Source organism: Variovorax sp. GW821-FHT06D12 (assembly GCF_059419205.1).
Map to the genome: position 1 here is coordinate 75,734 of NZ_JBWKRI010000009.1, position 25,361 is coordinate 101,094.

29 protein-coding genes are annotated in these 25,361 nt (G+C 69.6%); 24 read left to right on the plus strand and 5 right to left on the minus strand.

Annotated features, from left to right (window positions below):
• Positions 1-13: 13 nt before the first annotated feature.
• Positions 14-742, minus strand: a complete 729-nt coding sequence (locus AC07SQ_RS25380) for a Crp/Fnr family transcriptional regulator (protein WP_159275937.1) — start codon at positions 740-742, stop codon at positions 14-16.
• Positions 743-884: 142 nt separating this feature from the next.
• On the opposite strand from AC07SQ_RS25380, the gene AC07SQ_RS25385 reads away from it, so the two are divergent.
• From AC07SQ_RS25385 to AC07SQ_RS25425, 9 genes are all read left to right on the plus strand, one after another.
• Positions 885-1,385 (plus strand): ester cyclase, encoded by a 501-nt coding sequence (locus AC07SQ_RS25385; protein ID WP_495271721.1) that lies wholly within the window; start codon positions 885-887, stop codon positions 1,383-1,385.
• Positions 1,382-2,155: an SDR family NAD(P)-dependent oxidoreductase gene (locus AC07SQ_RS25390; RefSeq protein WP_495271722.1), complete on the plus strand. Its 774-nt coding sequence runs from the start codon at positions 1,382-1,384 to the stop codon at positions 2,153-2,155. The genes AC07SQ_RS25385 and AC07SQ_RS25390 overlap by 4 nt, the downstream gene beginning before the upstream one ends.
• A gap of 44 nt (positions 2,156-2,199) precedes the next feature.
• On the plus strand, positions 2,200-3,273 hold the full coding sequence (locus tag AC07SQ_RS25395; protein ID WP_495271723.1) for an MBL fold metallo-hydrolase: 1,074 nt from the start codon (positions 2,200-2,202) through the stop codon (positions 3,271-3,273).
• Positions 3,274-3,319: 46 nt separating this feature from the next.
• Positions 3,320-4,657, plus strand: coding sequence for an MFS transporter (locus AC07SQ_RS25400; protein ID WP_495271724.1), 1,338 nt, complete (start codon positions 3,320-3,322; stop codon positions 4,655-4,657).
• An 88-nt stretch (positions 4,658-4,745) separates the two neighbouring features.
• A complete protein-coding gene (locus AC07SQ_RS25405; protein ID WP_495271725.1) occupies positions 4,746-5,510 on the plus strand; it encodes a GntR family transcriptional regulator in 765 nt (254 codons plus the stop codon).
• Positions 5,507-6,304 (plus strand): transporter substrate-binding domain-containing protein, encoded by a 798-nt coding sequence (locus AC07SQ_RS25410; protein ID WP_495271726.1) that lies wholly within the window; start codon positions 5,507-5,509, stop codon positions 6,302-6,304. Before AC07SQ_RS25405 ends, AC07SQ_RS25410 begins: the two co-directional genes overlap by 4 nt.
• A 15-nt stretch (positions 6,305-6,319) precedes the next feature.
• The gene (locus AC07SQ_RS25415; RefSeq protein ID WP_062475944.1) at positions 6,320-6,982 is read left to right on the plus strand and encodes an amino acid ABC transporter permease; all 663 of its coding nucleotides are present in this window, start codon (positions 6,320-6,322) and stop codon (positions 6,980-6,982) included.
• Positions 6,983-7,000: 18 nt separating this feature from the next.
• Complete coding sequence (locus tag AC07SQ_RS25420) at positions 7,001-7,654, plus strand: amino acid ABC transporter permease (protein WP_095746234.1); 654 nt, start codon at positions 7,001-7,003, stop codon at positions 7,652-7,654.
• Positions 7,638-8,423 (plus strand): amino acid ABC transporter ATP-binding protein, encoded by a 786-nt coding sequence (locus AC07SQ_RS25425; protein ID WP_369629633.1) that lies wholly within the window; start codon positions 7,638-7,640, stop codon positions 8,421-8,423. The genes AC07SQ_RS25420 and AC07SQ_RS25425 overlap by 17 nt, the downstream gene beginning before the upstream one ends.
• A 33-nt stretch (positions 8,424-8,456) precedes the next feature.
• Here the strand turns inward: AC07SQ_RS25425 and AC07SQ_RS25430 are convergent, their stop codons facing one another.
• The gene (locus AC07SQ_RS25430) at positions 8,457-8,777 is read right to left on the minus strand and encodes a LysR family transcriptional regulator (protein WP_159275929.1); all 321 of its coding nucleotides are present in this window, start codon (positions 8,775-8,777) and stop codon (positions 8,457-8,459) included.
• Positions 8,778-9,174: 397 nt separating this feature from the next.
• On the minus strand, positions 9,175-9,720 hold the full coding sequence (idi, locus tag AC07SQ_RS25435; protein WP_495271727.1) for an isopentenyl-diphosphate Delta-isomerase: 546 nt from the start codon (positions 9,718-9,720) through the stop codon (positions 9,175-9,177).
• A 524-nt stretch (positions 9,721-10,244) separates the two neighbouring features.
• Between idi and AC07SQ_RS25440 the strand changes: the two genes are divergently transcribed.
• The 11 genes from AC07SQ_RS25440 to AC07SQ_RS25490 all read left to right on the plus strand — a co-directional run bounded on the left by AC07SQ_RS25440 (position 10,245) and on the right by AC07SQ_RS25490 (position 17,962).
• Positions 10,245-10,751, plus strand: a complete 507-nt coding sequence (locus AC07SQ_RS25440; RefSeq protein ID WP_495271728.1) for a P-loop nucleotide/nucleoside kinase family protein — start codon at positions 10,245-10,247, stop codon at positions 10,749-10,751.
• Positions 10,752-10,762: 11 nt separating this feature from the next.
• A complete protein-coding gene (locus AC07SQ_RS25445; protein ID WP_495271729.1) occupies positions 10,763-11,251 on the plus strand; it encodes a GNAT family N-acetyltransferase in 489 nt (162 codons plus the stop codon).
• A gap of 72 nt (positions 11,252-11,323) precedes the next feature.
• Complete coding sequence (locus tag AC07SQ_RS25450; RefSeq protein ID WP_062475964.1) at positions 11,324-11,905, plus strand: YceB family lipoprotein; 582 nt, start codon at positions 11,324-11,326, stop codon at positions 11,903-11,905.
• Complete coding sequence (locus AC07SQ_RS25455; RefSeq protein WP_495271730.1) at positions 11,902-12,909, plus strand: glycerophosphodiester phosphodiesterase; 1,008 nt, start codon at positions 11,902-11,904, stop codon at positions 12,907-12,909. Before AC07SQ_RS25450 ends, AC07SQ_RS25455 begins: the two co-directional genes overlap by 4 nt.
• Positions 12,906-13,181 (plus strand): hypothetical protein, encoded by a 276-nt coding sequence (locus tag AC07SQ_RS25460; protein WP_070062497.1) that lies wholly within the window; start codon positions 12,906-12,908, stop codon positions 13,179-13,181. Before AC07SQ_RS25455 ends, AC07SQ_RS25460 begins: the two co-directional genes overlap by 4 nt.
• Positions 13,182-13,221: 40 nt before the next feature.
• On the plus strand, positions 13,222-13,632 hold the full coding sequence (locus tag AC07SQ_RS25465; RefSeq protein WP_495271731.1) for a hypothetical protein: 411 nt from the start codon (positions 13,222-13,224) through the stop codon (positions 13,630-13,632).
• Between the two features lie 77 nt (positions 13,633-13,709).
• Positions 13,710-15,209, plus strand: coding sequence for a TolC family protein (locus AC07SQ_RS25470; RefSeq protein WP_495276230.1), 1,500 nt, complete (start codon positions 13,710-13,712; stop codon positions 15,207-15,209).
• A gap of 1 nt (position 15,210) precedes the next feature.
• Positions 15,211-16,599 (plus strand): multicopper oxidase family protein, encoded by a 1,389-nt coding sequence (locus AC07SQ_RS25475; protein ID WP_095948997.1) that lies wholly within the window; start codon positions 15,211-15,213, stop codon positions 16,597-16,599.
• A gap of 32 nt (positions 16,600-16,631) precedes the next feature.
• Positions 16,632-17,153 (plus strand): cupredoxin domain-containing protein, encoded by a 522-nt coding sequence (locus AC07SQ_RS25480; protein ID WP_447746246.1) that lies wholly within the window; start codon positions 16,632-16,634, stop codon positions 17,151-17,153.
• Between the two features lie 21 nt (positions 17,154-17,174).
• Positions 17,175-17,624: a DUF411 domain-containing protein gene (locus tag AC07SQ_RS25485; RefSeq protein WP_495271733.1), complete on the plus strand. Its 450-nt coding sequence runs from the start codon at positions 17,175-17,177 to the stop codon at positions 17,622-17,624.
• Between the two features lie 47 nt (positions 17,625-17,671).
• Complete coding sequence (locus tag AC07SQ_RS25490) at positions 17,672-17,962, plus strand: copper-binding protein (protein ID WP_062475985.1); 291 nt, start codon at positions 17,672-17,674, stop codon at positions 17,960-17,962.
• A 3-nt stretch (positions 17,963-17,965) separates the two neighbouring features.
• On the opposite strand, the gene AC07SQ_RS25495 is transcribed toward AC07SQ_RS25490, so the two are convergent.
• The gene (locus AC07SQ_RS25495) at positions 17,966-19,267 is read right to left on the minus strand and encodes an NAD(P)/FAD-dependent oxidoreductase (RefSeq protein ID WP_495271734.1); all 1,302 of its coding nucleotides are present in this window, start codon (positions 19,265-19,267) and stop codon (positions 17,966-17,968) included.
• A gap of 40 nt (positions 19,268-19,307) precedes the next feature.
• On the opposite strand from AC07SQ_RS25495, the gene AC07SQ_RS25500 reads away from it, so the two are divergent.
• From AC07SQ_RS25500 to AC07SQ_RS25515, 4 genes are read left to right on the plus strand one after another with little or no spacing between them, the layout of a single operon-like run.
• Positions 19,308-20,336 (plus strand): P1 family peptidase, encoded by a 1,029-nt coding sequence (locus AC07SQ_RS25500; protein ID WP_495271735.1) that lies wholly within the window; start codon positions 19,308-19,310, stop codon positions 20,334-20,336.
• A 27-nt stretch (positions 20,337-20,363) separates the two neighbouring features.
• Entirely contained in the window at positions 20,364-21,746 is a 1,383-nt protein-coding gene (locus AC07SQ_RS25505; protein WP_495271736.1) for a TAXI family TRAP transporter solute-binding subunit, read from the plus strand.
• 21 nt (positions 21,747-21,767) lie between these two features.
• Positions 21,768-22,898, plus strand: coding sequence for an aminodeoxychorismate synthase component I (gene pabB / locus AC07SQ_RS25510; protein ID WP_495271737.1), 1,131 nt, complete (start codon positions 21,768-21,770; stop codon positions 22,896-22,898).
• Positions 22,895-23,527, plus strand: a complete 633-nt coding sequence (locus AC07SQ_RS25515) for an aminotransferase class IV (RefSeq protein WP_495271738.1) — start codon at positions 22,895-22,897, stop codon at positions 23,525-23,527. Before pabB ends, AC07SQ_RS25515 begins: the two co-directional genes overlap by 4 nt.
• Before the next feature lie 75 nt (positions 23,528-23,602).
• On the opposite strand, the gene ettA is transcribed toward AC07SQ_RS25515, so the two are convergent.
• Entirely contained in the window at positions 23,603-25,264 is a 1,662-nt protein-coding gene (gene ettA / locus AC07SQ_RS25520) for an energy-dependent translational throttle protein EttA (protein WP_062475998.1), read from the minus strand.
• Between the last annotated feature and the right edge of the window lie 97 nt (positions 25,265-25,361).

Genomic DNA, 25,361 nt, shown 5'->3' on the forward strand with positions numbered 1-25,361 from the left:
ACCCCGGCCGCGCTCAGCGCGGCGTGGCCGCGTGCCGCTCCAGCTGTGCGCGGTCGAGCAACTCGATGCTGCGGTAGCGCACGCGCAGCGTGCCGTCTTCCTCCCACAGCTTGAGCTGTCGGTTCACGCTCTGGCGCGACACGCCGAGCATGAACGACAGGTCTTCCTGCGACACGCCCAGCAACGTGCCGCCCCCTTCCTCGGTCGGCGCGACCGCGCGCGCGTCCAGCGTGAGCAGCCGGTGCGCCAGCCGCACGGGCAGCGGCATCAGGATCACGTCGTCGATCCAGGCCAGCGCCTGGCGCAACCGCAGGCACACGAGCCGGGTGAAGGCCATGTGCACGTCGGGATGGTCGGCCACCAGCCGGTGGAAGTCGGCCGCCGCGACCACGGCCATCTCGGTGGTGTCGACCGCGCAGGTGTCGTAGACGCGCTCGCGCCCCACCAGCAGCGAGACCTCGCCGAACCAGTGGCCCGGCTCCAGCATCGCGATCACCGCCTCGCGCCCGCCCGGCGCCACCACGCTCACGCGCAACGAGCCGCTGACCACGCCGAACAGCGCGTCGGGCGACGAGCCCTTGTGGAACAGCGATTCGCCGCGCACCAGCGTGCGCCGGTGCGCCACCGCGAGCAGGCGCTGCTGCACGTCGTCGGCCAGCCGCATGTCGCTGTTGTGCACGGGCGAAGGCTGCGCGTCCGGCTCGGCGGGGCTGGCGCTGGCAGAAGGGGAAGAGCGTGGCATCGCGGGTTTGTCCGGGGCCTCGATTGCCAACACCGGACAGTCTGGGTTCGAGGGGCTGTCGATAGTACGCAGGCCACCCGGGTCGACGCATTCGCGGCAACCCGATGTCCCCTGTCACCCCTGTCGCATGGAGCACACCCCGATGACCACACTGACCGACCTGCAAGCCCGCCGCGAGCGCCTCGTGCTCGACCATTTCGCCGACGAGACCCGCCAGGACTTCGACGCGGTGCTCGGCACCTTCCCGCACCCGCACTACGAGCTGATTCCCAGCGGCGAGGTGCACGACGGCATCGCCGACGTGCGCCAGTACTACACCGACACGCGCCGCGCCTTCCCCGACCAGCGCCACGAGATCATCCAGCTGCGCCATGCCGACGATTCGGTGATCGTGGAGTTCTGGCTGCTCGGCACGCACCGCGGCCCGCTCAAGGGCCTGCCGCCGACGGGCAACAGCTTTCGCTGCCGCATGAACGCCTTCTTCATCTTCGAGGGCGACCGGCTGGTGTGCGAGCGCGTGTACTTCGACACGCTGACGATGCTGCGCCAGCTGCTCGTGGGCGTGCCCCCGGAGATGGTGGGCGGCATGGTCGCCGGACTGCTCGGCCAAACCGCCCCGCGGCCCGAGGCAGCCACGGCATGACCGGCACGCCCGCCCGGGCGCTCGAAGGGCGCCATGCGATCGTGACCGGCGGTGCGCGCGGCATCGGCCTGGCCATCGCGCGGCGCTGCCTCGCGAACGGCGCGAGCGTCGCGCTGTGGGACGTCGAGGCCGCGACGCTGGCGGAGGCCATGGCGCAACTGGCGCCGCTGGGCACCGTGGTCACATCGTTGGTCGACGTGCGCGATGAAGACCAGATCGCCCACGCGGCCTCGCAGTCGCAGGAGCGCTTCGGCCGCGTCGACATCCTCGTCAACAACGCGGGCGTGCTCGGACCGACCGTGCCCGCGTGGGAGCACACGCCCGCGCAATGGCGCCACGTGCTCGACATCAACCTCACGGGCGCCTGGCTGTGCTGCCGCGCCATCGCGCCGCTGATGCTGGCGCAGCAGCGCGGGCGCATCGTCAACATCGCCTCGGTCGCGGGCAAGGAAGGCAACGGCTTCAACGCCGCCTACTCGGCCTCGAAGGCCGGGCTCATCGCGCTGACCAAGTCGCTCGGCAAGGAGCTGGCGTCGTCGGGCGTGCTGGTGAACTGCATCACGCCGTCGGCGGCCGACACGGCCGTCTTCGCAGGTGTGCCCGCCGAGCACCGCGAACAGCTGCGCGCCGCCCTGCTCTCGCGCGTGCCGATGGGGCGCTTTGTCGACGTCGACGAAGTGGCGGCGATGGCCGCGTGGCTGGCTTCGGACGAGTGCTCGTTCAGCACCGGCGCGGTGTTCGATATCTCCGGAGGGCGCTCGATGTACTGAGCGACGAAGCAAGCAGCCCACGCATCCAGACACAGGAGACGACCATGACCCGAGACCCCGACCCCACCGGCTTCGCGCAGATCACCGAACTCGACGGCACGCGCGACGTCGCCATGCCGCAGGACCGCCTGCGCGCCATCCGCCGCGGCGCCGAAGCCCTGCGCGAGCGGCTGCTCGACGCGCCGCCCGTTCACTTCGCGCGCAGCTTCAACCTGCTGCGCATTCCGTACCCCGCGTGGTTCGCCTTCACCGGCGTGTACTCGCAGCAGCTGCTCAAGCCGCACATGGTGCATCTGCTGGCGCGCACCGTGCTCGTCCAATACGACGACTTCGAAGGCCGGCTGCGCACGCTGCTCTTCACGCCGGCCGACTTCGAGGCCGGCAACGAGACGCCCTACTTCAAGCGCCTGAGCGACCAGACGCCGAAGTTCCTGCACAAGGCCATCGCGCCGGTCTACCAGACCGTGCTGCAGGCGCTCGCCGGCTGCGGCGTTTCGCCCGAACAGATCGACCACATCACCTACGACCACCTGCACACGCAGGACGTGCGCCGCTGGCTCGGCAACGCGGGCGCGCCGGGCCTGCTGCCGAACGCGAAGCTGCTGGTGCACCGCCAGGAACTCGCGAACGTGCAGGGCCTGCTGCCGGTGCAGGCCGAGTGGTACTGCCCGCACGGCCTGGACGGGGTGCCGCCCGAACGCATCGTCGCCTTCGACGGCAGCCTGCAGCTCGGGCCCGGCGTCGCGCTGGTGCACACGCCGGGGCACACCGAAGGCAACCACTCGCTGGTGTACCGCACGGGCGACGGCCTGCGCGTGAGCAGCGAGAACGGCGTGTCGGCCGACAGCTGGGCGCCGCTGCAGTCGCGCCACAACGGCATCCGCCGCTATGCGCAGGCCACGGGCGCCGAGGTGATCCTCAACGGCAACACGCAGGAGAGCAGCAACGACCAGTACCTGTCGATGGTGCTCGAGAAGACGCTCGCGGGCACCTCGGCGCTGCACGGCTTCAGCAACGTCGTGCCGTCGGCCGAGTGCTCGCCGCACTGGCTGTTTCCGGGCGCGCCCACGAGCCACCTGTGGGGCGAAACCAGCTTCGGCGCGCTCGTGCCGGCCTGACCTGCCAACACGCGCACAACAGCAAAAAAGAGAAGGAGACACACCGATGAACACCGCCACCCTCGACGCCGCCGCCGGCGCGCGCACACCGGCCTCGGCCGATGCGCGCGACGATGCCGCGCTCTTTCGCAAGATCACCTGGCGGCTGATGCCGCTGCTGTGCGCCTGCTACGTGCTGAACTACCTGGACCGCACCAACGTCGGCTACGCGCAGCTGCAGATGAAGGACCAGCTGGGCTTCAGCGACGCGGTGTTCGGCCTGGGCGCCGGCATCTTCTTCCTGGGCTATGCGGTGTTCGAGATCCCGAGCAACCTGATGCTCGCGAAGATCGGCGTGCGCGCCACGCTGCTGCGCATCATGGGCCTGTGGGGCCTGGCCTCGGCGGCGATGATGTTCGCCACCACGCCCACGCAGTTCTACGTGCTGCGCTTTCTCATCGGCGTGTTCGAGGCCGGCTTCGCGCCGGGCGTGCTGTTCTACCTGACGCTGTGGTTCCCCTCGCGCCGCCGCGCGCAGGCGACCGCGCTCTTCTTCATGGCCTTCGGCGCGGCGCCCATCGTCGCGGGGCCGATCGCCGGGCTCACGATGACCTACCTGGACGGCGTGCTCGCGCTGCGCGGCTGGCAGTGGCTGTTCCTGCTCGAGGGGCTGCCGAGCGTGCTGCTGGGCGTGATCGCCTTCCGCACGCTGTCGAACAGCCCGGCGCAGGCGCCGTGGCTCTCGGCAACCGAGAAGCAGCGCGTGGCCCACCTGCTGGCCGAGGACCAGGCCGCGCACGGCGCCGCCGGGCGCCACACCTTCGGCGCGGCGATGCGCGACGGGCGCGTGTGGCTGATCGGCTTCATGTCCTTCCTGATCATCCTGGGCATCTACGCGCTGTCGTTCTGGCAGCCGACGATCCTGAAGTCGATGGGGCTCAGCGTGCTGCAGATCGGCTTCTATTCGGTGATCCCCGCCGTGGCCGGCATCGCGGCCAACATCGTCGTGGGGCGCCACTCCGACCGGCACCAGGAACGCCGCTGGCACTTCGCGCTGGGCGCGCTCGCGGGCGCGGCCGGGCTGGCGCTGACCACGCTCTTCATGCACAGCCCCGTGGCCGCCGTGCTGTGCCTGGCGCTGGCGTCGATGGGCATCTCTAGCGCCTTCACCGTGCTGTGGGCGATTCCCGGCAGCTTCATGTCCAAGAGCGCCGCGGCGGCGGGCATTGCGCTCATCAGCACCATCGGCGGCAGCGCGGGGCTGGTGGCGCCGATGATGGTGGGCGCGCTCAAGACGCTCACGGGCGGCTTCACGGCCAGCCTGTATGTGCTGAGCGGCGCGCTGGTGCTGTCGGCGCTGCTCATGCTGCTGGCCCTGCCCCGCAGCGCGCTCGGCAAACGGTAGCGCGCACCGCCGGCGCACCGCGGCCGGCCCATTTCGGTGCACACGGCTTGCATACCAGTTGGCACGGAAGCTGCTGATATGCAGGCATATGGCCATCTCCGCATCCGAAATCAGTGCACGCATCGTCGAAGCGGTGATGGCGCAGAAGCTCGCGCCCGGCGCGCGCCTGGGCGAGCAGCCGCTGGCGATGCTTTTCGACTGCAGCCGCACCATCGTGCGCGAGGCGCTCACGCGGCTGGCCGCACGCGGCATCGTCACGGTGAGCGCGCGGCGCGGCTGGTTCGTCATCGAGCCCTCGCAGGACGAGGCGCGCGAGGCCTTCGAGGCGCGGCGCGTGATCGAGCTCGGGCTCATCCGCAGTACCGACAAGATCGACAAGGCTGCGCTGCGCCAATTGAAGGCGCACCTGCAGCGTGAAAAGGCCGCACTGAAAGAGAGCGACGTCGGCCACCGCAGCTTCCTGTTGGGCGACTTCCATGTGTGCCTGGCCGAGTGCCTGGGCAACACGCTGCTGGCCGACACGCTGCGCGACTTCACCGCGCGCACCACGCTGATCGCCATGCTCTACCAGAGCACGCATGACGCGGTGCAGTCGTGCGAAGACCACGTGCAGATCGTCGCGGCGCTGGAGCGCGGCGACCACGCCGCCGCCGAGGCGCTGATGGCCGAACACATCGGCACGGTGCAGTCGGCGCTGCGCGTGCAGGCGCCCGCCGACCCGCTCGCGCAGCTGCGCGATGCATTGGCACCGCTGAACAACAACCCCACCCCCACGCCGAAGCGCCGCCGCAAGGCCGCGCCCGCCGACGACGCCACCACCGATTCATCGACCTACCTAGGAGCCCTGCTATGACCTCTTTCGCCTCCCGCCGTCTTGCCCTCGCGCTGGCCAGCGTCGCCCTGCTGGCCGCCACCGGCGCCGCCCAGGCGCAGAACGCGCTCGACAACGTGCTCAAGGCCAGGACCATCAAGATCGCCGTGCCCACCGACTACCCGCCGTACGGCTCGGTCGACCGCAACATGCAGCCGCAGGGCCTGGACGTGGAGATGGCGCAGCTCGTCGCCGCCAAGCTCGGCGTGAAGGTCGAGCTGGTGCCGGTGACCAGCGCCAACCGCATTCCCTACCTGCAGACGCGCAAGGCCGATCTCGTGATCTCCACGCTCGGCAAGAACGTCGAGCGCGAGAAGGTGATCGACTTCAGCGCGGCCTATGCGCCCTTCTTCCAGGCCGTGTATGCCGCCAAGAGCATGAAGCTCACGAGCTTCGCCGACATGGCCGGCAAGACCGTCGCCGTGACGCGCGGCGCCATGGAAGACCAGGAACTGAACAAGGTGGCGCCGCCGAACGTCGACTACCGCCGCTTCGAGGACAACAACGCGACGATCGCCGCCTTCGTGGCCGGCCAGACGCAGACCCTCGCGACCAGCGCGGCGGTGGCCGGCGACATGCTCGCGAAGAACCCGAAGGTGAGCGCCGAGTACAAGCTGCTGCTGAAAGACAGCCCCTGCTTCATCGGCATCGCCAAGGGCGAGACCGCATTGAAGACGCGGGTCAACGAGATCATTGCCGCCGCCAAGAAGGACGGCACGCTCGACGCGATGTCCAAGAAGTGGCTTGGCAAGGCCGCCGGCGACCTGCCGGTCTGATCGAAGGGCGCGGCCATGGGCATTGAATTCGACTTTGGCGCCGTGCTCGCCGAGTGGCCGCTGCTGCTGCGCGGCGTGGCATGGACGCTGGGCCTCACGGCCGTCGGCACCGTGCTCGGCCTGGCGGTGGGCACGCTGTGCGCGTGGGCCCGCTCGGGCGGGCCGGCGTGGCTGCGCGCGCTCGTGGGCGCGTACGTGGAGCTGATCCGCAACACGCCCTTCATCGTGCAGCTGTTCTTCATCTTCTTCGGGCTGCCGGCGGCGGGCGTGAAGCTCTCGCCCGAGGTGGCGTCGGTGATCGCGATGGTGATGAACCTGGGCGCGTATTCCACCGAGATCATCCGCGCCGGCATCGAGGCCACGCCCAAGGGGCAGATCGAAGCCGCCGTGAGCCTGGCGCTCAGCAAGGCGCAGGTGTTCCTGCGCGTGGTGCTGCCGCCGGCGCTCAAGAAGGTGTGGCCCGCGATGGTGAGCCAGATCGTCATCGTGATGCTGGGCTCGGCGGTGTGCGGGCAGATCTCGACGGAGGAGCTGAGCTATGCGGCCAACCTGATCCAGAGCCGCAACTTCCGCGCCTTCGAATCCTTCATCGTCGCCACGCTCATCTACCTGGCGCTGGCCGTGGCGCTGCGCCGCCTGCTCCAGTGGGCGGGGCCGCGCTTCTTCTTCGGCCGCTGAACGCGAGGCCCTTGCACCATGGTCGATTTTTCTCTGTGGGACATCCTGCGCAACCTGCTGATGGCACTGCGCTGGACCGTCGTGCTCTCGCTCATCGCCTTCGTCGGCGGCGGGATCGTGGGCGCGCTGCTGCTGTTCGCGCGGCTGCGCGGCGGCAAGGCGGCGCAGCGGGCCGTGGGCCTGTACGTGCAGCTGTTCCAGGGCACGCCACTGCTGATGCAGCTGTTTCTCGCCTACTTCGGCATCGCGCTGTTCGGCATCGACGTGTCGGCGTGGACCGCCGCGAGCGTGGCGCTCACGCTGTACACCAGCGCCTTTCTCACCGAGATCTGGCGCGGCTGCGTGGCCTCGATCCCCAAGGGCCAGTGGGAGGCCTCGGGCAGCCTGGCGCTGAGCTTCGGCGAGCAGATGCGCCACGTGATCCTGCCGCAGGCCGTGAAGATCGCCATCGCACCGACGGTCGGTTTCCTGGTGCAGGTGATCAAGGGCACGGCGCTGGCGTCGGTGATCGGGTTTGTCGAACTCACCAAGGCCGGCAGCATGATCTCGAACGCCACCTTCCAGCCCTTCGTGGTGTTCAGCTGCGTCGCCCTGCTTTACTTCGTGCTGTGCTTCCCCGTGAGCCTGTACGCCAAGACCCTCGAGAGGAAGACCCATGGCCGCCGTGCTTGAACCAACACCACAACCCGAAGCCGCACCGTTCGCCGCGCCCATCGTGCGCATCACGGCGCTGCGCAAGTCCTACGGCACGAACGAGGTGCTCAAGGGCATCGACCTGGACGTGAAGCGCGGCGAGGTGATCGCCATCATCGGCAAGAGCGGCTCGGGCAAGAGCACGCTGCTGCGCTGCATCAACGGGCTCGAGGTGTTCCAGGAAGGTGCGCTCACGGTCGACGGCAAGCCGCTCCTGCATGAGAGCGCGATGGCCATGCGCACGCTGCGCCAGCGCGTGGGCATGATCTTCCAGGGCTTCAACCTGTTCCCGCACCTCACGGTCGGCAAGAACGTGATGCTCGCGCCCACGCTGGTGAAGAAGCGTTCGTCGATGGAAGCCGCTTCGCAGGCGCGCAAGCTGCTCGAGCGCGTGGGCCTGGCCGAGAAGTTCGATGCGATGCCCGAGCAGCTGTCGGGCGGCCAGCAGCAGCGCGTGGCCATTGCCCGCGCGCTCGCGATGGAACCGGCGGTGCTGCTGTGCGACGAGATCACCTCGGCGCTCGACCCCGAGCTGGTGGGCGAGGTGCTGCGCGTGGTGGAGTCACTGGCCGACGAAGGCATGACGCTGTTGATGGTCACGCACGAGATGAGCTTTGCGCGCAAGGTCAGCGACCGCGTGATCTTCATGCACCAGGGCCGCGTGCACGAGATGGGCCCGCCGGCGGAACTGTTCGGCGCGCCGCAGACGCCGGAGCTCAAGCAGTTCCTGTCATCGCTGCACGACTGACCGCGCGCGCGGCGGCAGCAGCAGCAGCAGCCGCTACAGGTGCTGCGATTCGTCGATGCCCAGCCGCAGCCCCGCGGCCAGCGGCGGCACCAGCCGTCCGCCGCGCCGCTCGACCTCTTCGCCTGCCTTCAGCAGCTGCTGCACCTGCTGGAAGAGTTCGTCGCCGGCCGCGGTCAGCTGCACGCCCTGCTGGCTGCGCGCGAACAGCGCGTGCCCGAGGATGCCTTCGAGCTCCCTCACGCGGGCCGTGATGGCCGGCTGGCTGACAAAGAGGTGGCGGGCCGCCGCGTTGACGGAGCCCAATGTCGCGGCCCAGTGAAAGGCCTCCAGTTGCCGGAAGGTGATGCGCAACACCGCAGCCCCCTTTCAGCCGGGGGCTGTCGTGGACGTGCAGGGGTACACCGCGGCCTGTTCGCTCTTCTGCTTCATGTCTGCCTTCTTTCAAAGCAATTCAATCGCATCGAATGGCGAGAAGGCCACGCAACGGGGAATTCTAATTGCGTGAATTCCCATGACTACGGACGCAAACCACGGATCCAATCCAATTCAACAGAGGTGATTCCTTCTCATCAAATCCTTGAATTAACCGACTCCCAGGCTTGTAAGGCATCGCCGGGAGCGAATTGAGAATTTAGTGCAATTGCAGTTCCTGTTAAAGAGAATTTTTTGATATAGAACTTTGGCGTTAGGTGCGATTCGGCCGAAAGCCACGGGAATCGGTGGGCCTTGCGGGCCTGGCCGGGGCCGCGCGTCAATGCGCCGCCAACGCGCGCTCCCGCCAGGCCCCCAGGCCTTCCGGCCCGAAGCGCTCGGCGATGCGGTGCAGCCAGATGGTGAAGTGCGCCGGGGCCCGCGCCAGTTCGCGGTGCAGGTCGGGCAAGGCCAGCCATCGCCACTCGCGCACCTCGCCGGGGTCGGGTTGCGGCAGCCCGTGCGCGATGCCGACGAACACGTGGTCGTACTCGTGCTCGACCAGCTCCGCGGACACCGCCTCCCGGTAGAGAAAGGCCGTCACCGGCTGCAGCGCGCACCGCAGGCCCAGCTCTTCGTGCAGCCGCCGCAGGGCGGCCGCGCCGGTGTCCTCGCCAGGGCGCGGATGCCCGCAGCAGCTGTTGCTCCACAGGCCGGGCGAGTGGTATTTGCCCAGCGCGCGCTGCTGCAGCAGCACCCGGCCCTGCGTGTCGAACAGGAAGATCGAGAACGCCCGGTGCAGGATGCCCTCGCGGTGGGCGTTCATCTTCTCGACCGCGTGCAGCGACCGGTCTTCGGCGTCGACGGCGATCAGGAATTCGTCCATGAGCTGCTCCAGAAATGAGGGCCCGGAGCCTCGCGGCCCTGCGATTTCCGTGGCCTGGCGGCTTCGAAAAAACCGGCTCGCTTCTTTAGCACGTATTTTTTGCCAGACCACAATAAGAAATTCAAATTAGTTCGAACTGATTACATCGATGAAGAATATAAAAAATGGAATAAACACAAATAATTACATAGATAACAAAAATATCGAATCCGATTCACAAATGCGCCCAAACCGCTCCACAGGTATTTCTTTCGCATTTCGAACCGTGGTTCCTGGTTCGCCCCTCGCGGCCCGGTCAATGGCGCGCCATCGGCAACGCGTGATCGCCGCCGCTTTCCCGCGCGCCCCGGGCCGGGTTAACCTCGCCCTCCATGGCCCGCCTTCGCACCGCATCGATCATTCGCCCGCTCTCGCGAGAGCGGGTGAGCTAGCGCACGGTTCGAAACCACGCCATGCAACCCGCCCCAGGAGGCGGGTTTTTCTTGTCCGTCTCCCGAGCTTTGTTCCCACCCGCAGGAGACCGAATGACATCGACACCACCCTCACCGCCCTCGCCCGTGCTGCACATGGTCTGCGGCAAGATCGGCGCCGGAAAGTCCACGCTGACCCGGCGCCTGGCGCAGGCGCCCGCCACCGTGTGCATCAGCGAGGACACCTGGCTCGCCGCGCTCTACCCCGGTGAAATCCACGCGCTGCCCGACTACGTGCGCGCCGCCGGCCGGCTCAAGCAGGCGATGGGCGAGCACGTCTGCGCGCTGCTGGGCGCCGGCGTGTCGGTGGTGCTCGACTTTCCGGCCAACACCGTGAGCCACCGGGCCTGGGCGCGCGGCCTCTTCGAGCAGGCCGGCGCGGCGCACCAGCTGCACTTTCTCGACGTGCCGGACGACATCTGCAAGGCGCGGCTGCGGGCGCGCAACGCGGCGGGCGAGCACCCGTTCGAGACCTCCGACGCGCAGTTCGACCTGATCACCCGTCACTTCGTGCCGCCCACGACCGAGGAAGGCTTCCACGTGATCCGCCACGATCGGTAAGCTGCGCGCCGATGCACATCGAACCTGCCCTTTCCAGCGAAGCGCCCGCCGTCGCGGCCGTGTTGACCGAAGCCGCGCAATGGCTCGCCGAGGGCGGACGCCCGCTCTGGAGCGCCGCCGACACCGGCATCGAACGCATCCAGCGCGACACCGACGCCGGCCGCTATGTGGTGGCCAAGGAGAACGGCGACTGGGCCGGCGTGATGCGCCTGGACCTGGAAGACCCGTCGTTCTGGCCCGAGATCGCGCCCGGCAGTTCGCTCTTCGTCCACAAGCTGGCCGTGCGCCGCGCCTGGGCGGGCCGGGGCGTGTCGCGCACGCTGCTGGGCCATGCGCGCGACCACGCCCGCGCGCTCGGGCGCCCCTGGCTGCGGCTGGACTGCGTGGCCGACCGCACCGCGCTGCGCACGCTGTACGAAGGCTTCGGCTTCGCACTGCACAGCTGCATCGACCTGCGCGGCGGGACGTTTGCGCGTTACGAACTGCGCGTGAACGGCTGAACCTCCGACACGCCGGCGCGCTCTTGCGCCGCTGGCGGGAACATCGTCGCCTGTGGCAAGCTCGCAAGCTCCATGACCGACCGAATCCCGCCCTCTCATTTCCGCCGTCGGGTGCTGCGCGCGCTGCTGGGCGCCGCCGCCCTGCCCGCGCCGTTCGCGGCGCTGGCCGGCTTCAACTTCTTCACCAACGAATACACCGCCACGCGCGAGGAGCTGCAGTCGCAGATCGCCAAGCGCTTTCCGGTGGCCGAGCGCTATGCCGAGATCTTCATGGTCGGGCTGCGCGACCCGCAGCTGGGCCTGGACGGGCGCGCCAACCGCGCGGCCATCACGGCCACGCTGACCATCGCCAGCCCGCTGCTGGCGGCTTCGCCGGTGCAGGGCGTGGTGTCGGTGAGCAGCGCGCTGCGCTACGACGCGGCGGCACGCGCGCTGCGGCTGGACCAGCCCAAGGCCGAGCGCCTCGAGCTGCAGGGCGTGGAAGGCCGCGACGCCGAGCGCCTGCAGAAGGTCGGCGCGGTGGTCGCGCAGGAACTGCTGCAGGGCCAGATCCTGCGCAGCTTCACGGCCGACGAACTCACGGTCGGGCGCAAGACCTACGAGGTGGGCGACATCACGGTGCAAGACAACGGCATCAAAGTGCAACTCAAATGAAACAACGTGCCGCCCTTCTTGTCCTGATCGCCGCTGCGCTCGTCGGCGCCGGCTGCGCCGCCATCGCCCCGAAGGCGAAACAGCATTTCGACCTGCAGGCCCACCGCGGCGGACGCGGCCTGGCGCCCGAGAACACGCTGGCCGCGTTCTCCAACGCGATGGACCTGGGCGTGACCACGCTCGAACTCGACATCGGGCTCACGGCCGACGGCGTGGTGGTGGTGTCGCACGACACGGCGCTCAACGCCGACCACACGCGCGACGCGCGCGGCGCCTGGCTCACGGCCAAGCCCGCCCCTTCCGTGCGCTCGCTCACGCTGGCGCAGCTGCAGACCTACGACGTGGGCCGCCTCAACCCCGAGAGCAACTACGGCAAGCAGTTCGCGCTGCAACAACCGCGCGACGGCGAGCGCATTCCCACGCTGGCCGCGCTGTTCGCGCAGGTGCAGGCGCGCGGCGCCGATGCCGCGCGGGTGCACTTCAACATCGAGACCAAGATCGATCCCACGAAGCCCGACGAGACCGCCGCGCCCGAGCCCATGGTGCGCGCGCTGCTGGCCGAGATCGACAAGGCGAAGATGGGCGACCGCGTGACCATCCAGAGCTTCGACTGGCGCACGCTCGCGCTGGTCGGCCAGCTCGCGCCGCAGCTGTCGCGCGCCTACCTCACCACGCCCCGCACGCTGAAGGACAGCCGCTGGACCGCCGGCCTGGCCGCCGCGAACTTCGCCTCGGTGCCGCAGCTGGTGAAGGCCGCGGCCGGTGCCTCGACCGGGCCGGTGATCTGGTCGCCGGCGCATGCCGACCTGGGCGCCCCCGCGATCCGCGAAGCGCAGAAGCTCGGCATGAAGGTCGTGCCCTGGACCGTGAACCAGCGCGCCGACATGGTGCGGCTCATGGACGCGGGCGCCGATGGCCTGATCACCGACTACCCCGACGTGCTGCGCGACCTCATGCGCGAGCGCGGGCTGGCATTGCCACCACCAGCGATGGCCACCTCATGAGCACCGTGACGCAACTCGACACCATCGCCTCGGGCATCGCCGCGCTGCAAGGCGGCGGCGGCTCGGTCGCCACGCTCTCCACGGCCGCGCGCGCCAGCACCGAGCTGCTCGGCGCCCTGCCGCCGCGCTACGGCGAGGTGCTGCTGAACCTGCTGGACCGCCTCGAATCGAGCGCGCTCTTCAGCGAGGAAAGCTGCTCGTTCAGCCAGAAGGACCTGCTCGACAACCTGCAGGTGTGGGTCGACAAGGCCCGCGGCCAACTGGTGTCTTGAGGCGCCGGCGCCCCGCCCCGGTTTATCATCGCGCCCAACCATGCGCACCCTGCTGCTCGCCCTCATGATCGCCCTGCTGCCCATCCGTGGCTGGCTCGGCGACGCCATGGCGGTCGAGATGGTGCGGCATTCGCTGCCCGCCGCCGAGGCGGTGGTGGCTGCAGCAGCCGGCATCGCCGAATCGCACTGCCATGACGCCACCATGGAGGCCGACACCGGCCACGACATGGCGGCCATGCACGACAACAGCAGCGATTCGCAGCAGTCCCACGGCACCGACCACGCGAACTGCGGCACCTGTGTCGCCTGCCAGGTCTGCCACACGGTGGCGCTCGGCAGCATGCCGCTGGTCGACACCCCGCATGCGGCGCCCCAGGCGCCGCCGGCCGCACACGCGGCCCGCTTTGCCAGCGCCGAGCCCGTCCTGGGCTTCAAGCCGCCCATTTCCTGATCTTCCTGCCCGTAGTCCGTCCGCAGTGAGCCTTTGCCGGCTCGCAGCGTTCGCCGTATTGCCCATGGAGATCGCTCGTGAATTCCCTTGCTCGCCGGCCGTATGCCGGCATCCCCCGCTATCGAACAGATAGCCCGCCCCTCGGGCGAAAAAGTCACCTTTCACTTCTACGAACCGCTGCTGCGCTGGCCGCCGCGCTGGTGCTCGCCGGCTGCGCCAGCCTGTCGCCCGACGGCGGCGCCGGCGACGTGCAGGCGCTGGTCGACGGCAACCCGCTCATGGCGGGCGCCGCGGCCCAGCGCAAGCCGGACGACGCCTCGCAGCAAAGCGTCGACGCGCTGCTGGCCAAGCCGCTGGACGCCGAGGCCGCCGTGCGCATCGCGCTCGTCAACAGCCCGCGCGTGCAGGAGGCCTTTGCCACGCTGCAACTGAGCGACGCCGACCGCGTGCAGGCCGCGAGCCTGCCGAACCCGGTGCTGTCTTTCAGCCGACTGGCGCAGGGCAGCGAGCGCGAGTTCGAACGCATGCTGACTTTCAACGTGGTGGGCCTGCTCACGCTGCCGTGGCAGGCGCGCTGGGCCGGCCAGCGGCACGAGGCCGCCAAGCTGCAGGCCGCGCAGAGCGTGCTGCTGCTGGCCGCCGACACCCGCCGCGCCTGGGTGCGCGCGGTGGCCGCGCAGCAGAGCGTGAGCTACCTGCGCGACGCGAAGGACGCCACCGAGGCCGGCGCCGAACTGGCGCACCGCATGGCCCAGGTCGGCAACTGGAGCGCGCTGCAGCGCACGCGCGAACAGTTGCTGCTGGCCGACGCGTCCGCGCAGCTCGCACGCGCCGAACAGGCGGCCGTCGCCAGCCGCGAACAGCTCACGCGCCTGCTGGGCCTGAGCGGCGCGCGCACCGCCTACACCCTGCCCGACCGCCTGCCGCCGCTGCCGAAAGCCGCGCCCGAACTCGGCGACGTGCAGGCCCTGGCGCTGCGCGACCGGCTCGACGTGCGCTCGGCGCAGGCGCAAAACACGGCCGTGGCCGGCTCGCTCGGCCTCACGCACGCCACCCGCATGATCAATGCGATGGAGTTGGGCGTGGTGCGCAACACCACCTTCGAGAACGATGCCGATCGCTCGAAATCGACCACGCGCGGCTTCGAGCTCGAGCTGCCGATTCCGATCTTCGACTGGGGTCAGGCCCGCAGCGGCCGCGCCGAGGCGCAGTACCTGCAGTCGGCCGCGCGTGTGCGCGACGTGGGCGTGCTCGCGGCCAGCGAGGCGCGCGAAGCCTGGCAGGGCTGGAACACCGCCTACGCCCTCGCCCGCCGCTACCGCGACGAGGTGCTGCCGCTGCGCAAGCAGGTCAACGAGGAGATGGTGCTGCGCTACAACGGCATGCTCGCCAGCGTGTGGGAGCTGCTCGGCGAAACGCGCGCGAGCATGCTGGCGGTGAACGCCGGCATGGAAGCCCAGCGCGATTTCTGGCTGGCCGACACCGACCTTCAACTGGTGCTCACGGGCAGCTCGCCCGGCGGCATGACGGCCCTGCAGACCGCGGCCACCAACGAACCTGCGGCGGGAGGCCACTGACATGAACCGTCGCAACTTCTTTGCGGGCGCCGCCACAGCCGTGGCCGCCACCACCGTGAGCCGCGTGAGCATGGCTGCACTGCCCGAGCCGGTGACACAGGCATCGACCGCCACCGCGCCACCGCTCGTGCCGCCCAACGGCCGGCCCTACAACCCCGTCGTCACGCTCAACGGCTGGACGCTGCCCTGGCGCATGAACGCCGGCGTCAAGGAATTCCACCTCGTCGCCGAACCCGTCGTGCGCGAGATGGCGCCCGGCTTCAAGGTCAACATGTGGGGCTACAACGGCCAGTCGCCGGGCCCGACCATCGAGGTGGTCGAGGGCGACCGCGTGCGCATCTTCGTGACCAACAAGCTGCCCGAGCACACGACCGTGCACTGGCACGGCCAGCGCCTGCCCAACGGCATGGACGGCGTGGGCGGCATCACGCAGCCGCACATCCCGCCGGGCAAGACCTTCGTCTACGAGTTCACGGCGCGCCGCCCCGGCACCTTCATGTACCACCCGCATGCCGACGAGATGGTGCAGATGGCGATGGGGATGATGGGCTTCTGGGTCACGCACCCGAAGGCGGAGCATCCGCTGATCGAGAAGGTCGACCGCGACTTCTGCTTCCTGCTCGGCAGCTTCGACGTGGAGCCCGGCAGCGCCACGCCCAAGGTCAACACCATGACCGACTTCAACATCTGGAGCTTCAACAGCCGCGTGTTCCCGGCCATCGACACGCTCAACGTGCGCAAAGGCGACCGCGTGCGCATCCGCGCGGGCAACCTCACGATGACCAACCACCCGATCCACATCCACGGCCACGAGTTCGAGGTCACGGGCACCGACGGCGGCCCCGTGCCGCGCACCGCGCGCTGGCCCGAGGTGTCGGTGGACGTGGCGGTGGGCCAGATGCGGCAGATGGAGTTCATCGCCGACGAGGAAGGCGACTGGGCGCTGCACTGCCACAAGGCGCACCACACGATGGGCCCGATGGGCCACGACGTGCCGACCATGATCGGCGTGGACCACAAGGGCGTGGCCGAGAAGATCAAGAAGCTCGTGCCCGACTACATGGTGATGGGCGACAAGGGCATGGCCGACATGGGCGAGATGGAAATGCCCATTCCCGAGAACACCGTGCCCATGATGACCGGCACCGGCCCCTTCGGTTCGGCCGAGATGGGCGGCATGTTCACGCTGCTGAAGGTGCGGCGCGACCAGAAGCCGGGCGACTACCGCGACCCGGGCTGGTTCAAGCACCCGGCCGGCACGGTCGCGCGCGAGGTGTCGGCCAGCGGTGCGCCCGTGGCGCCGCGCAAGACGGGCGCCGCACCCGCGAGCCCTGACAGCGGCAGCGCCACCGTGCGCAAGCCCTCGGGCCACGGGGCCCACAACCACTGATCGCATCCATCCAATTCTTTGAGATTCAACTCATGAACACCCGTTTCTCCACCCTCGTCGCTGGCCTCGCACTGGCGGCCGTCGCCACCTTCGCCACGGCCCACGAAAACCACGCGCCCGAAGCCGGCAAGGCCGCTGCCGCATCGCTCGCACCCGAGCAGAAAGCCTGGGGCATCGCCGGCAAGGCCAGCGCCGTGAAGCGCACCATCGACATCGCGATGGCCGACGACATGACCTTCACGCCCTCGGTCCTCGAAGTGCGCGAAGGCGACACCATCCGCCTGCGGCTGAAGAACCGCGGCAAGGACCTGCACGAGCTCGTGCTTGGCACCACCGCCGTCATCGAGGACCATGCCGCCATGATGAAGAAGCACCCCGGCATGGAGCACGACGAGCCCTGGATGGCGCATGTGCAGCCGGGCAAGACCGGCGAACTGATCTGGACCTTCAACCGCGCTGGCGACTTCGACTTCGCCTGCCTCGTGAAGGACCACTACGAACTCGGCATGGCCGGCCGCGTGCGCGTGCGGGCCGCTGCCGCGCCCGCACGATGACCCACTGAAAGGAAACCCACCATGCAACGACGAACCCTTCTGAAACTCGCCGCCGCCACCGCGTCCCTGCCGCTCGCCGCGCAGGCCGCCGCGCCGATGGTCGAGATCTGGAAAGACCCGAACTGCGGCTGCTGCCAGGACTGGGTCAAGCACCTCAACAAGAACGGCTTTGCCACGCGCGTGCACGACGAGGGCAACGGCCCCGCGCGCGAGCGGCTCGGCATTCCGGCGAAGCTGGGTTCGTGCCACACCGGCCGCGTCGGCGGCTACGTCATCGAAGGCCACGTGCCGGCGCGCGAGATGCAGCGCCTGCTGAAGGAAAAGCCCAAGGCCATCGGCCTGGCCGTGCCCGGCATGCCCATCGGCTCGCCCGGCATGGACGGCCCGGCCTACGGCGACCAGCGCGACGCCTACGACGTGCTGCTGGTGCTGGCCGACGGCAGCACGCGCGTCTACCAGAGCTACCGCTGACCCCCTCTTACCCTTCATCCCATCCAAACCAGGAAGGAACCCCGACCATGAAAAAAGTCCTCACCGCCCTCTCCACCCTCGTGCTCGCCGCCGCGGCGTTCGCGCAGGCCGCGCTGCCCCAGGTCGACGGCGAAGTCCGCAAGGTCGACACCGACGCCAAGAAGATCACCCTGCGCCACGGCGACATCCCGAACCTCGAGATGACCGGCATGACCATGGTGTTCCGCGTGAGCGACCCGGCACTGCTCGCCAAGGTGAAGGCCGGCGACAAGGTGAAGTTCACCGTCGACAAGGTCGACGGCGCACTCACCGTGCTGTCGATCACGCCGGCGAACTGAACCTCAGGACCTGAAGCGCCCCGGATCGAAGGGCGCCAGCGGTATCTCCGGCGCAACGCCCGCCAGCAGCTGCGCCGCCAGCCGCCCTGTTCGCGCCGAGCCGCACAGGCCGACGTGGCCATGCCCGAAGGCCAGCACGATGTCGGCGCTGGCCGCCGACGGGCCGATGCACGGCAGGCCGTCGGGCAGGCTCGGGCGGTGTCCGAGCCAGTGCGCCACCGAAGGCGCGCCGGGCGCGGGCGGTGCCAGCGACGGAAACATCGATCGCAGATGCGCGTGCAGGATCTCGGCGCGGCGCCAGTCGGGCGCCGCTTCGAGGCCCGCGATCTCCACCTGGCCCGCCGCGCGCAGGCCGCCGTCCATCCAGTGCGCGATGAGTTTGCCGTCGGCCACCATGGTCGGCGTGCGCGGGCCGGCCGTGGCGGCTTCGAGCACCACGTGGTAGCCGCGCTCGGACTCCAGCGGCACCGCCGAGCCGGCCGCCGCGGCCAGCGGGCCCGAGCGCGCGCCGGCGCAGATGGCAGCACCATCGCAGGCGATCTCGCCGGCCTCGGTGCGCACGGCGCGCAGCCGGCCGCCCTCGATGCGAAAGCCGGTGGCCCGCGCGGCGACGCGTTCGGCGCCCGCGTCGAGCGCACGTTGGGCGAGGGCCGCCACGTAGGCGCCCGGATTGCGGCAGTGGCCGGCTTCGGGAACGAAGATGCCGAGCGTGTAGCGCGCGGCCAGATCGGGCTCGCGGCGGCGCAGTTCGTCCGCCGGCCATTCTTCCCACTGGACACCGGCGCGCCGGCGCACGCGCCAGCCCAGCGCGTCGCCGTCGAACTCGGCGCGCGAACGGTAGGCATGCAGCAGCCCGCGCCGTTCGATGAGCTGCGGCACGCCGGCCTCGGCGGCCAGTTGCGCATGCAGCGCGGGCGCATCGGCCAGCAGCGTGCGCAATGCGTCGGCGGTGCGCTGCACGCGCGCCTCGGTCCAGCCCGAGGCCAGGTAGCGCAACAGCCACGGCAGCGCGCGCGGCAGGTGGCGCCAGCGCAACGCCAGCGGCCCGAGCGGGTCGGCCAGCCAGCCCGGCACCTTGCGCCAGGCCCCCGGCAGCGCGGGCGGCACCACGGAGTGCGACGACAGCCAGCCGGCGTTGCCGTAGCTCGTGGCCTGCGGGCCACCCGGCTCGCCGGGCTCCACCAGCGTCACGCGCAGGCCCGCGCGCAGGGCCTCGATGGCAGTGGCGCAGCCCACCGCGCCCGCGCCGATCACCACCACGTGGCGGCTGCCGCCCTCGGGGGAGAAACTTCTTGCAACTGTCATTGTGGGGATCGTAAAGGTCGCGGTCCCATAATCGGCCGCCATGTCCGCTGCGTCTTCTTCCTCCTCTTCTCACGCCGGTGCCATCACCGACGTCGCCGGCATCGAAGTCGGCCATTTCTCCGACACCCGCCGCCCCACCGGCTGCACCGTGATCATTGCGCGCGACGGCGCCGTGGCCGGTGTCGATGTGCGCGGCGCCGCGCCCGGCACGCGCGAGACCGACCTGCTCTCGCCCGGCAACCTCGTGCAGGAAGTGCACGCCGTCATGCTCGCCGGCGGCAGCGCCTGGGGCCTGGCCGCCGCCGAGGGCGCGATGCGCTGGCTCGAAGAGCGCGGCGTCGGCATGGACGTGCGCTTCGGCACCCTGCCCATCGTGCCGGCCGCCGTGCTGTTCGACCTGCCCATGGGCGACGCGCGCATCCGGCCCGACGCGGCCGCGGGCTACGCCGCCTGCGAAGCCGCCTCGACCGACGCGCCCGCCGAAGGCAACGTGGGCGCGGGCACCGGCGCGCTGGTGGGCAAGCTGTTCGGCGTGCACCGCGCGATGAAGGGCGGCATCGGCACCGCCTCGGTCACCGTGGGCGGCGTGACGGTGGGTGCGCTGATCGCGGTCAACTCGCTGGGCGACGTGATCGACCCCGACACCGCGCTGCCCGTGGCCGGCGCGCGCACCGAGGACGGCAGCGCCCTGCTCGACACGCGCCGCGCGCTGCTGCGCGGCGAGCTGCCCAAGCCGCTGCTGGCGGGCACCAACACCACCATCGGCGTGATCGCCACCGACGCGGTGCTGACCAAGGTGCAGGCCAACCGGCTCGCCATGGTGGCGCACGACGGCCTGGCGCGCGCCATCAACCCGGTGCACACCATGAGCGACGGCGACACGCTGTTCGCACTGGCCACCGGCCGCGTGCCGCTCGAAGGCGATGCGCCCGGCATGACCGTGCTGAGCACCATGGCCGCCGAAGCCACCGCGATCGCCACGGTGCGCGCGGTGCGCGCCGCGCGCGCGATGACCGTGGGCGAGCTGCACATTCCCTGCGCCGCCGACCTGGCCGCACCGCGCGGCTGACGCGCGCACCGCACGACGAGGCACCCCATGGCGTTTCCCCGCACCCTGAAGCTGATCCTGCTGTCGATCCGCGACCTGATCGCCTCGGCCGGCCCGATCGTGTTCATCGTCATCGGCCTGCTGATTGCGGCCTACTGGTGGTTGCAGCCGCAGCCGCCCAAGCACGTGACGCTGGCCACCGGCCCCACGGGCAGCGCCTATGCGCAGTTCGGCAAGCGCTACGCCGACGCCTTGAAGCACAGCGGCATCACCGTCGAGCTCAAGGCCACCTCGGGCTCGACCGAGAACCTGCAACTGCTGCGCACCGGCGGCGCCGACGTGGCCTTCGTGCGCGGCGGCAGCGCCGACCCGGTGGCCGACGAAGAGGCCGGCCTGCGCTCGCTGGGCGCGCTGTTCTTCGAGCCGATCTGGCTGTTCTACCGCACCGACAGCGCGCAGAAGATCGACCGCAAGACCAGCACCCTGACCTCGCTCACGCAGTTGCGCGGCCTGCGCGTGAACGTCGACCTGCCCGGCAGCGGGCTGCCCGAGATCATGGAGCGGCTGCTCAAGGCCAACCGCCTCGGGCCCGACGACCTGCTGCTGTCGAACCTCGAGCAGGCCGCCGCGGCCGAGGCGCTGCAGGCCGGGCTGCTCGACGCCATCGTGCTGTTCTCGGCGCCGCAGTCGCCACAGGTGCAGCGCCTGCTGCGCGCGGGCGACATCCAGCTCATGGACTTCGGCCAGGCCGAGGCCTACACACGGCGCTTTCCGTTCCTGTCGGCCGTGTCGCTGCCGCGCGGCGTGGTCGACCTGTCGAAGGACCTGCCGCTGCACGACGTGTCGCTGCTCGCCGCCACCACCTCGCTGCTGTCGCGCGACGAGACCCACCCGGCCCTGCGCCAGCTGTTCGCGCAGGCCGCGCAGACCGTGCACAGCGACGCCGGCTGGTTCAACCGCGCGCGCGACTTTCCCAACACCCGCACCAGCGAACTGCCCGTGAGCCCCGAGGGCGACCGCGCCATCAACGGCACGCCGCCCTTCTGGCAGCGCTACCTGCCGTTCTGGGCCAGCAACCTGGTCGAGCGCATGTGGCTGGTGCTGGGCGGTGTGCTGGTGCTGATGCTGCCGCTGAGCCGCGTGATCCCGCCGCTGTACCAGTTCCGCGTGCGCCGCCGCGTGTTCCGCTGGTACGCGCGGCTGCGCGACATCGAGGCCAAGGTGGACGGGCGCCAGAGTCAGGCCGAGCGCGACAAGCTGCTGGAAGAACTCGACGACCTCGACCGCGTGGTCAACAAGGTGGCCGTGCCGCTGTCGTACGCCGACGAGCTCTATGCGCTGCGCAACAACATCTACGCGGTGCGCAAGCGGGCCCTCGCGGGATCGGCGGGCGCAGCAGCAGCAGCAGCGCCGGTCCGCGCGGCCACCTGACAAAAAGGCCCGGGCGCGCGCTTGCTGTCCACGCTGATCGATTTCGCCGACCCGCGCACCGACGGGGCGACCCGGTTGCGCGCCGCCTTCGGCACACCGGTGCGCGTGCTCGTCGCCCATGCGCCGCACGAGGTGCGCCCTGTGCTGGAGACCGTCGAGGCGCTGGCCCGCGAAGGTCGCTGGTGCGTCGGCCACCTGCGCTACGAAGCCGCCGCGGCCTTCGACCCGGCGTTCGAGGTGCATGCACCCGACGGGCCGCTGGCCTGGTTCGGCGTGCATGACGAGGCGTTGCCATGGCCGGATGCGCCGGCACCCGCTGTAGCGCCCGTCGCGTGGACGGCCGAGCTGTCGCGCGAGGCTTTCGACCGCAATATGGCCGCGATCCACCGCGCCATCGCCGACGGCGTGCTGTACCAGCTCAACTACACGGCGCCGCTGCGCGCCACTTTTGACGGCGACGCGCAGGCCTGGTTCCATGCGCTGCGGCAGGCACAGCCCAACGGCTACGGCGCCTTCATCGACACCGGCGACGAGCAGGTGCTATCGGTGTCGCCCGAGCTGTTCTTCGACCGCGACGGCGACCGCATCCTCGTGCGCCCCATGAAGGGCACCGCACCACGCGGCGCCACGCCCGCCGAGGACGAAGCCCACGCGCTGCGGCTGCGCACCGTGCCCAAGGAGCGCGCCGAGAACGTGATGATCGTGGACCTGATCCGCAACGACCTCTCGCGCGTGGCCCAGCCCTTCTCGGTGCGCGTGCCGCGCCTTTTCCACACCGAGGCGCTGCCCACCGTGTGGCAGATGACCTCCGACGTGGAAGCCCGGCTGCGCGAAGGCACGACGCTGGCCGACCTGTTCGCGGCGCTGTTCCCCTGCGGTTCCATCACCGGCGCGCCGAAGGTGAGCGCCATGCGCATGATCCGCGCGCTGGAGCCCGACGCGCGCGGCGTGTACTGCGGCGCCGTGGGCGTGGTGCGGCCCGGCGGGCACGCGACCTTCAACGTGCCGATCCGCACCGTCACGCTGCGCGAGGGCGCCGCGCGCTGCGGCATCGGCAGCGGCATCACGGCCGATGCGCAGGCGGATGCGGAGTGGGACGAGTGGCGGCACAAGCGCGCCTTTCTCGGCGCGGCGGTATCTTCGCAACCATGACCTCCTTCGAGCTGCTCGAAACCCTGGCGCTGACCGATGGCGCACTGCGCGATGCGCCCGCGCACCTCGCCCGCATGCATCGTGCGGCGGCGCACTTCGGCTATCCGTGGCATGAAGCACACCTGACGGCCTGCCTGGACCGGCTGAGCGCAGCGCATGCCGCAGGCACATGGCGCGTGCGCCTGCTGCTCGACGCGCAAGGCCAGCCGCGCGCCGAAGCCTTCGCCATGGACGCTGCGCCACCGCGCGTGCGCCTGCAGCTGGCCGCGCGTGCCTTCGATGAGGCCGACAGCGAGTTCTCGCGCTTCAAGACCACGCGCCGCGCGCACTACGAGGCGTTCACACCGACCACGCCCGGCGTGTTCGACACGCTGCTGTGGAACCGCGATGGCGAGATCACCGAATGCACGCGTGGCAACATCGCGCTGCAGCTCGACGGCCGCTGGGTCACGCCGCCGCTGCATTGCGGCCTGCTCGACGGCATCGGCCGGGCCCGCCGCATCCGCGAGGGACAGCTTGCCGAAGCCGTCGTGCGGGTGGACGATCTGCCCCGCGTCGAAGCGCTCGCCTTCGTCAACAGCCTGCGCGGCTGGCTCGACGCGGACCTCGTCGACGACAACACCCCCTGAACGACAAAGCGCGCGGCCCCTTGCGGAACCGCGCGCTCTGGTCGTCGAAGCGGCCGAAGCCGCCCGCGTCCTGTCTTACTTGAGGGCCTTGTAGCGCATGCGCTTCGGCTTCGCGCCTTCTTCGCCCAGGCGCTTCTTCTTGTCGGCTTCGTACTCCTGGTAGTTGCCGTCGAAGAAGGTCCACTGGCTGTCGCCTTCGGCCGCGAGGATGTGCGTGGCGATACGGTCGAGGAACCAGCGGTCGTGGCTGATGACCATCACGGTGCCGGCGAACTCGAGCAGGGCGTCTTCCAGCGCGCGCAGGGTTTCCACGTCCAGGTCGTTCGACGGTTCGTCCAGCAGCAGCACGTTGCCGCCCGCGATCAGCGTCTTGGCCAGGTGCAGACGGCCGCGTTCACCGCCCGACAGCGTGCCGACCTTCTTCTGCTGGTCGGCGCCGTTGAAGTTGAAGCGGCCCGCGTACGCGCGGCTGGCCATCTGGAACTTGCCGACGTTGATGATGTCCAGGCCGTTGGAGATGTCTTCCCACACGGTCTTGTCGGACGCCAGCTCGTCGCGGTGCTGGTCGACGAAGGCCATCTTCACGGTCTGGCCGATGACGACCTCGCCCGTGTCCGGCTTTTCCTTGCCCGCGAGCAGCTTGAACAGCGTCGACTTGCCGGCGCCGTTCGGGCCGATGATGCCGACGATGGCGCCCGGCGGCACGGTGAAGCTCAGGTTGTCGATCAGCATGCGGTCGCCGAAGGACTTGCTGACGCCGTGGAACTCGAACACCTGCTGGCCCAGCCGCTCCGCCACAGGAATGAAGATTTCCTGCGTTTCGTTGCGCTTCTGGTATTCCATGTCGCTCAGCTCCTCGAAGCGGGCCAGGCGCGACTTGCTCTTGGCCTGGCGTGCCTTCGGGTTCTGGCGCGACCACTCGAGTTCCTTCTTCAGGGCCTTGGCGTGGGCTTCTTCGCTCTTTTGCTCCTGCGCCAGGCGTTCGCCCTTCTGCTCGAGCCAGGTGCTGTAGTTGCCCTTCCAGGGAATGCCGCGACCGCGGTCCATTTCCAAGATCCACTCGGCGGCGTTGTCCAGGAAGTAGCGATCGTGGGTGATGGCCACCACGGTGCCCGTGAAGCGCTGCAGGAACACTTCGAGCCACTCGACCGATTCGGCGTCCAGGTGGTTGGTCGGTTCGTCGAGCAGCAGCATGTCGGGCTTGGACAGCAGCAGGCGGCACAGCGCCACACGGCGCTTTTCACCGCCCGACAGCAGGCCGATCTTGGCGTCCCACGGCGGCAGGCGCAGCGCGTCGGCGGCAATTTCGAGCTGGTGCTCGGAATCGGTGCCGGCGGTGGCGATGATGGCTTCGAGCTGGGCCTGCTCGGCCGCCAGCGCGTCGAAGTCGGCGTCTTCGGCACCGTAGGCGATATACACCTCTTCGAGGCGGGCCTTGGCCGCGAACACCGCGCCCATGGACTCTTCGACCGATTCGCGCACCGTGTGCTCGGCGTTGAGCTTGGGTTCCTGCTCCAGATAGCCGATCGTCATCCCCGGCATGGGCAGGGCCTCGCCCTCGAATTCCTTGTCCACACCCGCCATGATCTTGAGCAGCGTGGACTTGCCCGAGCCGTTCAGGCCGAGCACACCGATCTTGGCGCCGGGGAAGAAAGAGAGCGAAATGTCCTTCAAGAGCTGCCGCTTGGGCGGCACGGTCTTGCTGACGCGGTTCATCGAATAGACGTATTGAGCCATCTGTGAATGATTACCTTGGGTAGCTTGGGATTTGCGTAAAAGCACGGTCGTCCGGACAGTGATCCGGGCGCGGCGAACCCATGATTATCGACTCATG